The sequence below is a fragment of the Paraburkholderia sprentiae WSM5005 genome, from assembly GCF_001865575.2.
GTDB classification, from domain to species: Bacteria; Pseudomonadota; Gammaproteobacteria; order Burkholderiales; family Burkholderiaceae; genus Paraburkholderia; species Paraburkholderia sprentiae.
In genome coordinates this window covers 494,935-508,034 of record NZ_CP017563.2, presented here as the reverse complement: position 1 = coordinate 508,034, position 13,100 = coordinate 494,935, and the positions used below count along the sequence as shown (strand labels likewise).

Below are 13,100 nucleotides of genomic sequence, written 5' to 3'. Positions count from 1 at the left end.
CGACATTTCACCCAGGTCACTTCCGGGCGTCGGAACGGTCGGCGCCGAGCGCCTCGAGCAACGGGCGCAGGGCATCCAGTTCCGTGCCGAAGCCGCTCCAGTCTCCGGCCTTCAGCCGCTCGATCGCGTGGTCATAGTGGGCAAGCGCCTCGCGGGCGCGCGCGTTCGGCGCGTTCGGCGTGGCCCCGGCTGGCGATGCGGCTTGCGCGGTCTGCTTGAAAAGCGCCGCCAGCGCATCGCCCAAGCTGTCCTCCATCACCACGCGGTCACCATAGGCGGCGATCACCCGCTTCAATTCCGGCAACTGACCGGACGCCGCGCGCAAATAGAGCGGAGAGACGTAGAGCAGCGAATTCTCGATCGGCACGACCACCAGATGACCGCGAATGACGCGTGAGCCCATCTGGTTCCATAGCGAGATCTGCTGCGATATCTCGGTGTTCTGCTGAATGCGCGCTTCGATCTGAAACGGTCCATAGACCAGTTTGTCCTTCGGAAACGTGTAGACGATGAGCTTGCCGTACCCCGCTGGATCGCAACGCGCCGCGAGCCACGCGATCATGTTCTCCCGTTGGCTCGGCACCATCGGCAGCATGAGGATGAACTCGGCGCGTGCGTCGCCGGGCAGTCGCATGATCGTGTAGTACGGCGGCATCGTGCTGGCGGTGTTCTCGCCATCCATACCGGCCAGCTCCCGGGGAAACTGCCACAGATCCTCGCGGTTGTAGAAGACCTCCGGCGCATCCATGTGATAGGCGCGGAAGAGTTGCGCCTGGATCAGGAACAGATCTTCGGGGTAGCGGACATGCTGCCGAAGCTCGGGCGGCATCGCGGCCAAAGGCTTGAACAAACCCGGGAAGATGCGCTCGTAGGTCCGTACGAGCGGATCGGCGGGATCGCTGAGGTAGAAATCGACGCTGCCGTCGTACGCGTCGACCACCACCTTGACGGCATTGCGGATGTAATTCGCGCCGTCGCTGTCGCCGAAACCGGGCCGGGAGTAAGGAAACCACCGGCTGACGGTATAGGCGTCCTGGATCCAGAACAGACGCCCCGCGCTGGCGACGACATAGGGATCATGGTCGAGGGTCAGAAACGGCGCGATCCTACGCACACGCTCCTGAATATTGCGGTGAAGCAGGATGCGGCTGCGGTCGGTGAGATAACCGCTCAGCAGGATGTTGGGATCGCCGAGCTGCCAGGCGAACAGACTGCGTCGCACCGCACCGCCAATGGCGACGCCGTCGCGCCCGCTGTACGTGGTGTAGGCATTGTCCGCGCCCTTCGGATAGTCGAATTCGGCTACGTTGCCCTTCACGATCACATAGTTCTGCCGGCCTTCGCCGAAATAAAGACGCGGTTCGCGAATGACCGGACCGCCATTGGCGACGGGCGGAATGTCCCGCAGATAGAAGGAGGGCAAGCCTTCGGTGGATTTCTCGGTGACCGGCGACATCACGACGCCGATACCGTGAGTGAAGATAAGGTGCAGGTTCACCCAGGTCTGGGCGTTGGGCGGCAGCATCGCCGGCTCCAGTTCGCGCGCCGACAGCATCACCTGCCGATACCCGGCGTCGAGCTGGTAGCGATCGATGTCCACCGAGAAAAATTTGTAGTAAGTCCTGATCTCCTGCAACTGCGCGTAGGTATCCATCAGCGGTTGCACATCCCATAACCGGATGTTGTCGATCGTCGCACGATTGGCCCGCAGCAAGTCGAGCGTCAATCCCGGCTCGGCGTCGAACGGCTTGACTGCGATTTGTGCGAGGTTGTAAGCCTGTCGCGTCAACGCGATGTTGTGCGCGATATAGGGTGCTTCCAGTTTCAGTTCGCTCGGTTTGACATAGAAACGCTGAAATAGCGGCGGATAGATCACGCCGAATACCAACGCACAACCGGATACCAGCAGCGCGACGGCGGCAGGCAGCCGGTAGCTGCGCCGGCGCATGTTGAGCCAAAGGGCGACGGATGATGCCGCGGCGAGCCCGGCAAGCATCCACAGGATCGGCACCTGAACATGGACATCGGTATAACTGGCGCCGACTACCACGCCGTTGTTGCCATAGAGCAGCAAAAAGCGGTCGAGCCACCATGACCAGGCCATTACCGCAAAGAACAAGCCAAGCAGTGCCGAACCATGCGTGATCGCAGCGGCCGAGAGTGTCCGTGGCGGCCGCTCCGGCGCGATGTCGCCGCGCAACCCGTAGACAGCAACTGTCACGATCGCGCTGCAGAAGACGAGCCACAACAGCCAGTTCTTGAGCGCGACATACACCGGCAGCGAGAAGAGATAAAAGCCGATGTCCCTGCCAAAGATCGGATCGCGCTCGCCGACAGGCACCTGGTAAAGGAAGCGAAGCGCGACGTCCCAGTTAGCGATCACGCTGGCGGCGATGACCAGCCCAAAGATGATTGCCGCGCAGGCAATACTGGCGCGCCAGGGAATGCGCGACGCGACCAGTTCGGCCAGATCGTCGGTGACTTCCGTCGCACCCGAGCGACCGGGTGTTGCCGGCCGCAAGACATCGACGCGCTGCGCGTAACGATGCGCGAGGATTCCCGAGAGCCATATCGTGCCCGCCGAGACCGCGAACACGGCGGCAAACAGCAGCGCTTTCGCGCAGAGGATGGTCCAGAAAACGCCACGGTAGCCGATCGACGAGAACCACAGCCAGTCGACCAGGATGCCGGTGATGCGTCCGACGACAATCAAGCCGGCGATGATCGCCGTTGCCGTGATTGCGTAACGCCTCAGACGCACGCCGGACTTCACTCCCGAGTGCATAGGCCCTCCTGTGCTGACGGGACAGTCCAGCGTGCTCGACGCCGCGGTTCTTTTTTCAAAGACCGCGCAGCGGTTGCGCGCTCAGACATTGCGCGTCGCCGCTGGTCCAACGGCATCGAGTGAGTCGCTCAGTTTGCAGAGCGGAGCGGGCAGGCTAGTGCTCGATGAACATGCGCCACCCCGGGAACTGCTCGAAGAAGCTTTCGCTCACATAGACGTGATAGAGGATTGGCGAACTCGTGTTCGACGTCGTGCCGGACTGACTGAACATGGAAAGCCCCGGGTCAATGCCGCTGGTGCTCGCCCAGGCAGTCAAATCGTCTAGCAGGTCGGCCGCTTCGTCGGATGGCACTCGCAATCTGATTGGCTTCATCGCCTTTCTCGCGGATCGTCAACATCATCGGATGAAGAACATCATAGTCGAAGCGCCCGACAAGTCACTCGCGTGCACAGACATACATTTCCCACATATTGGGGAAACTCCCTGGCGCATGGAAATGATAGTCGGAGTTAAGAAAGTTAGAATGGTTGCTCTAAGGCCCCAGCTATTTGGGCTATCCGTTCCGACTAGGCTGATGCAACCTTCCGACCCGCTCCGCGCCGCACTCTGCGTCCTGCCGATGCAGCCGTGGCCGGCGCTGGTTACCCGTTCTTCGTTCCCGCCGGAGGTAAACAACATGTTGAGCCCGCACGAAGTGGCCACGTTGTTACTAGTGAAGGAGGCGCCCGAACGGATCGATTCGGACCGGGTGGAGCTTGGCGCGCTCCGCGAACTGCAGTTGATCGCGAACGAGCCAGCGGGGTCGGGCTTGCGGTTTCCTCGCGTGACGCCGCGCGGTGACGCCGTATTGCGTGCGTTTGCGCGGTTACGCTGACCGGCGCGGATCGCTCGCGCCTCTCAGTGCACGAGGCCGAAGAACGCAATCGCGCCTTCGGCTGGCGTCAGTCCCGCCTGGAAATAGCCTTCGAGCCGATCGGCAATCGCCGCATCGAGCGCGAACGGTGGGTAGACGTAGCCGACCTTGAACGCATGGTCATACCAGTCGCTGATCCAGGCGCGCAGTTCGATCACATATTGCGGCGGTGTGTTTGAAGCATCATCGAGCATGGGCGTCTCCCTCGGCTTGCTGAACGATCAGGCCGCTTGGCGGCCTATCCCCATCGCCGGACGGCGCTGGCCCGGCGGGAACACGTGCCACGTGCGGTCGGCATGGCGAAAGAAGAAAAGCGAAAACGACCCGGTCGGCCGGTCGATCTGAATGCACACGCGGCAGGTGCCGCCCGAGCGGGTGCGGTCCAGCAGGCGCACGCGCGCCGCTTGGCCACACGTCGAGCCAATCAGTTTTTCGACCTGAGAACGCAGCGATCTGTCGCCCGCCATGACTTTCCCCGCGATGCACGATGAATCGATGCTATGGCGATCGGTGTGCGAGACCAATCGGCTTCGGCGGAATGTCACATCAGGAAGCGCTGATTTCGGCCGTCAGGATTTCCTGAACCGGAAGCGGCATGCAACGGCATACAAGGGTTTTCACCCATCGGGGCCTGCTTTGCGTGAATGCCGTTAAGGATTTCCTGACGCGCGAATCAGAATGTCACACCCCGGTTTTCCAGCTTGCGCTGAATGCGACAGACATTCTGCCGGCAGATGATGTGGAATCGAAACGCAATTGGTACCGATGCAACATGATGGCCTATCTGTCGGAGCGAGAGAACATCGTCGAGCAAATCAACGCAATCTGTCTGCGGCTGTTCGATACCTGGTGCGAGACGCGCAGCGTGACATCGCTTGCGTACCTGATGCACTGTTGGCCGTTGGTCGACAGCACCCCCGACGCGCTCAGGCGCCTGGGCGAAACGATGCACGATCTGCGGCGCTATCACGCGGATCAAATGGACGGTTCGGGCTTTCAGACGCTCTGTGAAATGGCGGATCTGCTCGACGAGCTGATCGGGCATCCGGCGCGCGCGGTCCGGCTGGTGGCGGTGGGCGAGGCGCCGGAATAGCGAACGGGCACCGCAGGCAAAACCGCAGAAAAGCATGCAGGCAGCGCGTAACGGCTGTGAGGGCGCGATAGACCGGGCTTTGGCATCGAGTGCAGAATAGGACATCCACAACGTGGCACTCGCGGGGAGATATGGCTCTCGACAGGTTCGACGCATGGTGGGGCGGGCTTCGGTACGTGCGGCGCAGCGCGGTGCTGCGGCTGCCTGCGACGGTGCTCGTGTTTAGCTACGCGATCGCGCTGATGCTGATGGAACATCAGTCGAAGGCGATTACGCAACGGCTTGTGCGGTACCTCGAAAGGAACACCGCGTGATGAGCCATCTCGCCGCTCCAGTTGCGCATAGAGGAACGATCCTGATCGTCGACGATACGCCGGCAAATGTCGGCGTGGTCGTCGACAGTCTCGAGGCACGCGGCATTCGTGTGCTGGTGGCGCTCGACGGTATCGAAGCGTTGGAGCGCGCGGCCTTCTCGCAGCCCGATGTGATCCTGCTCGACGTGAAGATGCCGGGCATCGATGGTTTCGAGACCTGTCGGCGCCTGAAGCACGATGAGCGCACCCGCGATATCGCCGTCATATTCATGACTTCCCTGACGGCCAACGAAGATCGGGTCGAAGGCTTTTCGGCGGGCGGCGTCGATTATGTGACCAAGCCGTTGCGCGTCGACGAGATGCTGGCCCGGGTTGGCGTGCACCTCGAACTGCGCGTGATGCACAAGCAGGTTCTCGCGCAAAACCGGCGACTGCTCGCGGAAGTCGCCGTGCGCAAGGAAACGGAGGCTGCGCTCTCGCAAGCGCGCGACGATCTCGAACGGCGGGTCGCTTTGCGCACCGAAGAACTGGAGCGCGCCAACGCGAACTTGCAGGCACAGATCGACGAGCGGCGGCGCGCGGACGCGCGCCTGCAGGCAAGCGAGGCACGCTTTCGCGCGATCGTCGAATCGAGTCCGGTGTCGCTCTGCATCACGTCGATGCCGGAGGGGCGCATCCTGTACACGAACGAGCCGCTGCGCGAACTTTTCCGCATGAGCGAAGGCATGTCGGCCAATATCGCGGACTTCTACGCCGATCGAGACGAGCGCGAACATCTGATTCGACATCTGAAGACCGAAGGCAGCCTGCGTAATTGGGAGGTGCAGTTCCGGCGCGCCGACGGAACGCAGTTCTGGGCGATGGCGACAGCGCGCGTGGCGACCTACGACGACGCCCCGGCGATTTACGTCGGCCTGAACGACATCACGGGGCGCAAGCAGACAGAACAGGAACTCGTCGAGTCGCGCGAGCAGCTACGTGAGCTGTCCGCGTACATGGAAGCGATCCGCGAAGAGGAGAGAAAGCGAATCGCGATGGAGATTCACGACGAGCTTGGCCAGTTGCTGACCGCGCTCAAGATGGACGTGTCGCTGCTCAAGATGCGGATCGCGGACGACCCGGAAGCAACCAAGAAAGCCGACGACATGCGCGAACTGGTCGAGAGCACGATCTCGATGGTGCGCAATGTCGCGAGCCACTTGCGACCGGCTGCGCTCAACTTCGGTATCGTGTCGGCGCTGGAATGGCTCGTCGATGACTTCAACCGGCGCAATGCCATTGCCTGCGAGTTGCGCATCGAAGGCGGTGAGCCCGTGCTGTCGGACCCCCATGCGACGGCCGTGTTCCGCATCGTGCAGGCGTCGCTGACGAACGTCGCGCGCCACGCGGATGCGACGCGCGTGGAGGTGATGCTGATTTCGACGGCGGCGAGGCTCGAACTGCACGTGCGCGACGACGGACGCGGCTTCGATCTGCAGAGCGCGCGCCGCGACTATTCATACGGGCTGCTCGGCATGAACGAGCGGGCGCGCATGATCGGCGGATCGCTTTCGATCGACAGCGATCCGGGTGCGGGCACCACGGTTTCGATTAACGTTCCGCTCGATGACGGACCTCGACCATGATCAGGATACTCATCGCAGACGATCATGCGATCGTGCGTGGCGGACTCAGGCAGATCATCGCAACCACGAGCGATATCGTCGTAGCGGCCGAAGCGGCGCAAGGCTCGGAAGTGGTCGACAAGCTGCGCTCATGCGCCGTCGATCTGCTGCTGCTCGACATGACGATGCCCGGCATCAGCGGCGTCGACCTGATTCGGCGTGTGCGCGCCGAGCAGCCTTCGCTACCCGTGCTGGTGCTGAGCATTCACGACGAAGCCCAGGTCGCGTCGCGCGCTTTGCGCGCGGGTGCAACCGGCTATCTGACCAAGGACAGCGACCCGGAACTGCTGCTCGCTGCGATCCGCAAGCTCATGGACGGCGGCCGCTTCATCGATCCGAAGCTCGTCGATGCGATGGTCTTCGAAACACAGCGCGGCGACGTGCCGCCGCATGAAGTGCTGTCGGACCGCGAATTCCAGGTGCTGCAGATGCTAGCGGCGGGCAAGACCATCAACGAAATCGCCGACGCATGCGCGCTCAGCGCTAAAACGATCAGTACACACAAGATGCGACTGATGCAGAAACTGGGGCTTTCAAACAATGCCGAGGTGATCCGCTACGCGATCCGGCACGGGTTGGTGATCGAGTAGAAGCCCATGTGCCCGCTGCAATGCAATACGATCATCGAGCTTGCCTCCTTTCCAGATATTGCTCGACGAAGCTGAGGACTGCCTTGGACCGGTATCCCTTCGCCAGCCTGCACAGGTGGTCCGCGAAAGGACGATAGCGCTCGTCGAGCTCGGTCACGTGCGCGGCGTACTGCACGATGGCACGCATGTCGCCAAGCCGCGCCAAGTGGTGCAACGCTGCGATTTCCGGCGGCGGCGGTGCGATCAGGGTCCCTGTGAAAGGGGCAGCAGCGGTAACAGCCGTTTGCCCCGGTCCTGCCTCCGTCGCGTCGTCGTTCCACTCGACATTCAGCAGAGCCGCGACCTGCGTTAATAACCCAGTGAAGTCGATCGGTTTGGCGAGAAAGGCGTTCGCGCCTGCCGCCAGACTTTGCGCCGCGTCGGTTCCCGAGGCGCCTGCGGAAACCGCGACGATCGGCAACTCCCGGAACTCGGGCATCTGGCGCAGGCGACGCGTGGCTTCCAGCCCGTCCATCCCGGGCATGATGACATCCATCAAGACGAGCGCAGGATGCAGAGCCCTGGCTTTTTCCAGTGCTTCTGATCCATTCGCGGCCTCCGCGATGACGAATCCGAGCGGCTCGAGCATATCCACCATCAACGCACGGTTCTCCGCTACGTCATCCACGACTAGCACAGTCTTGCGCGGCCCCTCGTAGCCGCTGACGAGCCGTTCGGACGCCGGCGCAGCCGCCGGGGGCGCCACCACCTTGACGCTCAGTTCGAACGAGAAGACGCTGCCAGCGTCGCGCCGGCTCTCGACATGAATCTCGCCTCCCATCAGACGCACGAGTTGGCGGCTGATGGGCAGGCCGAGCCCCGTGCCGCCCAACCGGTGGCGGGCGTCGCTCACTTGCTCGAAAGGCCTGAAAATCGCGTCCAGGCGCGCTTCGTCTATGCCGATGCCGGTGTCGTGCACTTCGAAACGCAGTCGCGCGGACGGCGTGAACCCGACGCTAAGACGCACGCTCCCCACGTCGGTAAATCTGATTGCATTGGAGAGCAGGTTGAGCAGCACCTGGCGCAGCCGTAGTTCGTCCACCAGCACCGCCGCGGGCAGGTCGGGCGCCATCTCGCAAGCGAAGGCCAGGCCCTTTTCCGTTGCCTTCACCCGAATCGTCTCGGCGATGAAGTAGACGAACCGTTCGAGCGGAACGTCGGAGAGATTGAGTTCCATTCTGCCGGCCTCGATTTTGGCCATATCGAGGATGTCGTCAATGAGCGTAAGCAGATGTTCGCCGCTGCGCTGGATGACGGTGAGCCCGTCGATCTGTCGTTGATCGAGGCTCTTGTCGCGTCTGAGGATTTGCGCGTAGCCGAGAATCCCGTTGAGCGGCGTGCGCAGTTCGTGGCTCATGTGCGCGAGAAAGTCGCTTTTGGCCTGGTTGGCCGCATCCGCATGGTCCTTGGCAACGGCCAGTTGCGCCGTTCGTTCGCGGATCATGTCTTCCAGGTGCTCGCGATAGCGCCGCAATTCCTCTTCGGCACGCTTGTGCTCGGTAATGTCGCGCGAGATTCCGAGCAGGAACTGCGGCTCGCCGCGCATATCGAGGATCGGAATCTTCATCGTGTGAACGACGCGCAGCCCATAACGGGTATGAACCGGCTCCTCCGGCACGTCGATCATCTGTCGCGAGTCCAGCACGGCACGATCCTTCAGCGCGAAGAATTCAGCCTCGCCCGCGGGAAACAGGTCGTGAACCGACCGGCCGATGAGTTCCTCCCGCCGGTAGCCGAGCAGTTGCTCTGCGGCCTTGTTCAGGCGCACGAAGTGCTGCGTCGACGCGTCTTTGACGAAGACCGTGTCCGGCATGTTTTCGATGATGTTGTTCAGGAAGTTCTCGCTCTCCCTGACCGCTTCTTCGGCATGTTGGCGTTCGACGATCTCGGCCGCCTGGCCCGCCAGCGCCGCACTGAGTTCGGCCGTGCGCTGCGCGACACGCGCCTCGAGTTCGGCGTTGAGCTCCTTCAGTGCATCCTCGGCCTGGCGGCGCTGGCGCCGGTCTTCGAGGAACTGCTCGACCGCGCGCGCCATGTCGGCAATCTCGTCGCCGCCTTGCACGGGGACCGCTGCCTGCATATTCCCGGCATCGCCGTGCCGCAGGAAGTGGCTGACCCGGCGCAGCCGCGTCACGACATGGCGCCCCAGGAATTCGCGGGCGATCAGCCAGGCGAGCAGCAGGCTCACCACGACTCCGCCGCCCACCCATTTGCGGGTGCGATCGGCCTGCTCGGCTAGATGCTGGACTGCTTCGCGGTAGTCGCGCGTCAAATAGTCCGACTGCTGGTGAGCCGCGACAGCGAGGCCATCGGCCGCGCGGCGCAGATCGTCGTCGAGGTTGGCCAACGACACGCCTGATCGTTGCGCGGACGCCGGCGCAGCTCGCTCACCGAGCGCGGTCTCACGCACCTGCGCCTCGATGTTGACGATGTTGCGAAAGCGCTGGCTCGAACGATATAGCGCCAGCGCGTCGACACCTGGCTCGTCAGTTGCGGTCGCGGAGGCGAGGCGGTCCACCAGGCTGTCGAAGGATGCCAGCTGTTCAAGCACATGCCGATGCGTCTCACGCACGGCCTCGACCGTATCGTCACGAGACAACTGCAGCGCGAGGCGTTCGATCGCCAGCGTATGCTGCGCCAGATCCTGCGCATCCGCGAGGCGGGCGAGCCGCTCGTCGGCCAGCTGGCGGATAGAGTGGGCCGAACCGGCCAACGAGTAGATGGTCGTGGCACCGACCATGACCACCAATGCGGCGAGGCAGGAAACCACGAGCGCGAACTGCGCGGTGAGGGACTGTGGGAGCGGGAGTTTCACGGGCGTTGCCAGATCCGACGGTAGATGTCGCGATAGCCGTTGTTAGGGTCGTAGAGTAGACGATCGCCGCCGTCCGCGGCGATGTTGTCCGCCGTCACGAGATGCACCGGGCTCACGTAACCCGTGACGCGTTCCCCGGCGAAGAGCCGGTTCATTTCGTCGACCATCTGCCATCCGTGCAGATTCAGGGGGTCGGCCACGGTGCCCGTCTGGAACGTGCCCGTGCGGATGCGCAGGAAGGCAGACTCGCTGCCGTCGCCGGCCGACAGCATGATCATTGCAGCGTTCGGCATTCCCGCCTGGGTTAGCACCGGGACGGCATAGTCAAAGTAGATGTCGTTGATCGCCAGTGCACAGGTCCAGCGCGAGCCGTAGTGCGCGAGCAGGGCGCGCGTGGTGCCGGGCATGAGTTGCTGGCTGTGCGAAATCGCCACGTCGCGCACTTCGAGCAGGGTGCAGCCGCTGCACGCGCGCACGATGGCAGCCATCGTATCGGCCTTCTCCTGTGCAATCCGGAAACTGTTGTCGGTGAAGATGACGACGCCCGCATGCCCGCCGGACTGCACGATGGCCGCCAGCGCGGTCACCCGCGCGACCTGGAGCGGATCCGTGGACACGTTCATCGCGACGGGTGTACCTGGCACTGGTCCGGGCTGAATCGCGACATGCCAGCCGACGATCGGAATGCTTCGCTCGGCAAAAGGCCGCAAACCCGGCAGCAGGGCGTGTGCGTCGCCGCCCGCGATGATCAGACCGTCGGGGCGGCTTGCCAGCGCATTCGCAAGCATCTTCAGCCGCAGGTCAGCCGCGCCGCCGGAGTCGAATATCTTCACGCTCCAGCCCACGACCTTGGCCGCCTCCAGCACGCCGTCGACCACACCGAGGATGCCGCCGTTGCGCAAATCCTCGGCGACGACGGCGATGCGTTTCCCGGATTGCGCGCGCGGCCCGCTGCGCGGCCCGCTCCAGGGTGCGGCGGGTCGCGTGGCGGCATCGACCACTCGCTTCGCCTCGGCAAGGAAGTCTTTGCCGCCGACCGGGGCTACGGGCGCGGGGGCAGGCAACAGATCCTGCATCGTGACGACCGACAGCACACACCCGCATGCCAATGCCAGAAGGAAGCCCCTCATGCTGTTCCCCATGGGCTCCATCGAGGTCGATTGGTGGTCGTAAACCAAGCGCCGCTCACGGAGGACCTTGTGACCAAGATATTACACCGCGGTGCCAGATTGTCATTGGTCAGGCACCGGCGGTTAGCACCGAAGCGATGGCTTGGCGACGTAACGATAAGCGGGCGACGGGTCACCGTGCTGTGTGGTATTTGACATAAGATAAATTATCAACAAACTTCGTGTAGTAGCTTTATAGAAATGTCGTGTTCTAGCCATTTAGAAATGTCGTGTTTGGACCTCGGTATGCTTGCCGGTTCCTCGTGGGACTACGGAGCCGGCGATGCATCCAGCCACACTGGTGACATTGAACATGCGCGAACTCGACCGGTTGAAGGTGATCCAGGCTGTGGTGGACATGGGGCTGAAGCCCGGACGCGCGGCTGAACGGCTGGGTCTGACTGTGCGGCAGATCGAGCGTCTGGTGATCCGATACCAGGAATCGGGCGCGGCTGGACTGGCCTCGCGCAAGCGTGGCCGCCAGGGTAACCGGCGTCTGGACGAGAATCTGGCCCAGCGGGCGCTGGCGATCATCCGTGAGCGCTACGCCGACTTTGGCCCGACGCTGGCCTGCGAGAAGCTGTACGAGTGCCACGGCATTCGCCTGGCCAGGGAAACGGTCAGACGGCTGATGACGGACACGGGCCTGTGGATACCGCGCCGGCAGCGTCCACCGAAGGTCTACCAGCCGCGTGCGCGGCGCGCATGCCTGGGTGAGCTGATCCAGATCGATGGCAGCGATCATCGCTGGTTCGAGGAACGCGCGCCGGCGTGCACGCTGCTGGTGTACGTCGACGACGCGACGAGCCGGCTGATGCGCCTGCATTTCACGGCGAATGAATCGACCTTCAGTTACTTCGAGGCGACGCGCGCGTATATCGAGCATCATGGCAAGCCGGTCGCGCTGTACAGCGATAAAGCCAGCGTGTTTCGCAGCACGGCAGCCAGCAAGACTGGTCGCAGCGTGACGCACTTCGGCCGCGCAATGTACGAACTGAACATCGATACGTTCTGCGCGAACAGCAGCCCGGCCAAGGGACGTGTCGAGCGCGCGCACCTGACGCTGCAGGACCGCCTTGTGAAGGAGTTGAGACTGCGAGGCATCAGCACGATCGTCGACGCCAACGCCTATGCGCCCGCCTTCATTGCAGCGTATAACGTGCGCTTCGCGAAACCGCCGAAGAGCGACTTCAATGCGCACCGGCCGCTGCGCGCTGACGAGAGTCTGGACCTGCTGCTGACCTGGCGCGAGACGCGTCGCGTATCGAAGTCGCTGACGGTGCAGTACGACCGGGTGATGTACCTGCTGGATGACACGCCGGCGACCCGCGAGCTGATCCACCGGTACATCGACGTGTGGGAGTACCCGGACGGACGCATCGAGATCCGCGCCGATGACAGGGTTCTGTCCTGCAGGCTGTACGACAAGCTGGCTGACGTCGATCAGGGCGCGGTGATTGAGCACAAGAGACTCAGTCACGCGCTGCAGGTCGCCCAGGCGCTGCAGGCGCAGCGCGACAACCGGCGCATCTCCGGCTCCCCTTCCCGAACGAATCAGGGTCAGGCGGTGCGCAAGCCGAAGCAGCTGTCGGGCACGAAGAAGCAGCGCGAATTCACTCAGACCGACATCAACGAAGTGGTCGTGGATCTGGCGCAACGCAGGCAGCCCAAATCATCCAGAAAACCTGGCCGTCGGTCTGCACGTGCTGTCTGAACG

At 63.0% G+C, this 13,100-nt stretch carries 12 protein-coding genes; 6 read left to right on the top strand and 6 right to left on the bottom strand.

The genetic code is table 11. The annotated features are described in order from the left end of the window. Nucleotides 1–16 precede the first annotated feature (16 nt). Complete coding sequence (locus BJG93_RS30885; RefSeq protein WP_027194267.1) at nucleotides 17–2,785, bottom strand: UPF0182 family membrane protein; 2,769 nt, start codon at nucleotides 2,783–2,785, stop codon at nucleotides 17–19. Nucleotides 2,786–2,939: 154 nt separating this feature from the next. Further along, nucleotides 2,940–3,158 carry a hypothetical protein gene (locus BJG93_RS30880; RefSeq protein ID WP_027194266.1) on the bottom strand — a complete coding sequence of 73 codons (219 nt, stop codon included), beginning with the start codon at nucleotides 3,156–3,158 and terminating at the stop codon, nucleotides 2,940–2,942. Between the two features lie 304 nt (nucleotides 3,159–3,462). Here BJG93_RS30880 and BJG93_RS30875 point away from each other — a divergent pair, with 304 nt between their 5' ends. After that, nucleotides 3,463–3,660 carry a hypothetical protein gene (locus BJG93_RS30875; protein WP_027194265.1) on the top strand — a complete coding sequence of 66 codons (198 nt, stop codon included), beginning with the start codon at nucleotides 3,463–3,465 and terminating at the stop codon, nucleotides 3,658–3,660. A 23-nt stretch (nucleotides 3,661–3,683) separates the two neighbouring features. Here the strand turns inward: BJG93_RS30875 and BJG93_RS30870 are convergent, their stop codons facing one another. Next, nucleotides 3,684–3,893: a hypothetical protein gene (locus BJG93_RS30870; RefSeq protein WP_027194264.1), complete on the bottom strand. Its 210-nt coding sequence runs from the start codon at nucleotides 3,891–3,893 to the stop codon at nucleotides 3,684–3,686. A gap of 27 nt (nucleotides 3,894–3,920) precedes the next feature. After that, on the bottom strand, nucleotides 3,921–4,166 hold the full coding sequence (locus BJG93_RS30865) for a hypothetical protein (protein WP_027194263.1): 246 nt from the start codon (nucleotides 4,164–4,166) through the stop codon (nucleotides 3,921–3,923). A 305-nt stretch (nucleotides 4,167–4,471) separates the two neighbouring features. Here BJG93_RS30865 and BJG93_RS30860 point away from each other — a divergent pair, with 305 nt between their 5' ends. From BJG93_RS30860 to BJG93_RS30845, 4 genes are all read left to right on the top strand, one after another. Then, nucleotides 4,472–4,792 carry a hypothetical protein gene (locus tag BJG93_RS30860; RefSeq protein WP_027194262.1) on the top strand — a complete coding sequence of 107 codons (321 nt, stop codon included), beginning with the start codon at nucleotides 4,472–4,474 and terminating at the stop codon, nucleotides 4,790–4,792. 131 nt (nucleotides 4,793–4,923) lie between these two features. After that, nucleotides 4,924–5,106 (top strand): hypothetical protein, encoded by a 183-nt coding sequence (locus BJG93_RS30855; RefSeq protein ID WP_027194261.1) that lies wholly within the window; start codon nucleotides 4,924–4,926, stop codon nucleotides 5,104–5,106. Next, entirely contained in the window at nucleotides 5,106–6,731 is a 1,626-nt protein-coding gene (locus BJG93_RS30850) for a response regulator (RefSeq protein WP_027194260.1), read from the top strand. The genes BJG93_RS30855 and BJG93_RS30850 overlap by 1 nt, the downstream gene beginning before the upstream one ends. Then, nucleotides 6,728–7,360, top strand: coding sequence for a response regulator (locus tag BJG93_RS30845; protein WP_027194259.1), 633 nt, complete (start codon nucleotides 6,728–6,730; stop codon nucleotides 7,358–7,360). Before BJG93_RS30850 ends, BJG93_RS30845 begins: the two co-directional genes overlap by 4 nt. 31 nt (nucleotides 7,361–7,391) lie before the next feature. Here BJG93_RS30845 and BJG93_RS30840 read toward each other — a convergent pair whose 3' ends face one another. Continuing rightward, complete coding sequence (locus tag BJG93_RS30840) at nucleotides 7,392–10,214, bottom strand: ATP-binding protein (protein WP_027194258.1); 2,823 nt, start codon at nucleotides 10,212–10,214, stop codon at nucleotides 7,392–7,394. Beyond that, entirely contained in the window at nucleotides 10,211–11,344 is a 1,134-nt protein-coding gene (locus BJG93_RS30835; protein ID WP_027194257.1) for a substrate-binding domain-containing protein, read from the bottom strand. The genes BJG93_RS30840 and BJG93_RS30835 overlap by 4 nt, the downstream gene beginning before the upstream one ends. 322 nt (nucleotides 11,345–11,666) lie before the next feature. On the opposite strand from BJG93_RS30835, the gene BJG93_RS30830 reads away from it, so the two are divergent. Beyond that, complete coding sequence (locus tag BJG93_RS30830) at nucleotides 11,667–13,097, top strand: ISNCY family transposase (protein ID WP_027194256.1); 1,431 nt, start codon at nucleotides 11,667–11,669, stop codon at nucleotides 13,095–13,097. The last annotated feature ends 3 nt before the right edge of the window (nucleotides 13,098–13,100 follow it).

Bases quoted from the DNA above. Each gene is read 5' to 3' on its own strand.
- BJG93_RS30875 (WP_027194265.1), top strand. From the start codon at position 3,463: ATGTTGAGCCCGCACGAAGTGGCCACGTTGTTACTAGTGAAGGAGGCG.
- BJG93_RS30880 (WP_027194266.1), bottom strand. From the start codon at position 3,158: ATGAAGCCAATCAGATTGCGAGTGCCATCCGACGAAGCGGCCGACCTG.
- BJG93_RS30855 (WP_027194261.1), top strand. From the start codon at position 4,924: ATGGCTCTCGACAGGTTCGACGCATGGTGGGGCGGGCTTCGGTACGTG.
- BJG93_RS30865 (WP_027194263.1), bottom strand. From the start codon at position 4,166: ATGGCGGGCGACAGATCGCTGCGTTCTCAGGTCGAAAAACTGATTGGC.
- BJG93_RS30870 (WP_027194264.1), bottom strand. From the start codon at position 3,893: ATGCTCGATGATGCTTCAAACACACCGCCGCAATATGTGATCGAACTG.
- BJG93_RS30830 (WP_027194256.1), top strand. From the start codon at position 11,667: ATGCATCCAGCCACACTGGTGACATTGAACATGCGCGAACTCGACCGG.
- BJG93_RS30850 (WP_027194260.1), top strand. From the start codon at position 5,106: ATGAGCCATCTCGCCGCTCCAGTTGCGCATAGAGGAACGATCCTGATC.
- BJG93_RS30885 (WP_027194267.1), bottom strand. From the start codon at position 2,785: ATGCACTCGGGAGTGAAGTCCGGCGTGCGTCTGAGGCGTTACGCAATC.
- BJG93_RS30860 (WP_027194262.1), top strand. From the start codon at position 4,472: ATGATGGCCTATCTGTCGGAGCGAGAGAACATCGTCGAGCAAATCAAC.
- BJG93_RS30835 (WP_027194257.1), bottom strand. From the start codon at position 11,344: ATGAGGGGCTTCCTTCTGGCATTGGCATGCGGGTGTGTGCTGTCGGTC.
- BJG93_RS30845 (WP_027194259.1), top strand. From the start codon at position 6,728: ATGATCAGGATACTCATCGCAGACGATCATGCGATCGTGCGTGGCGGA.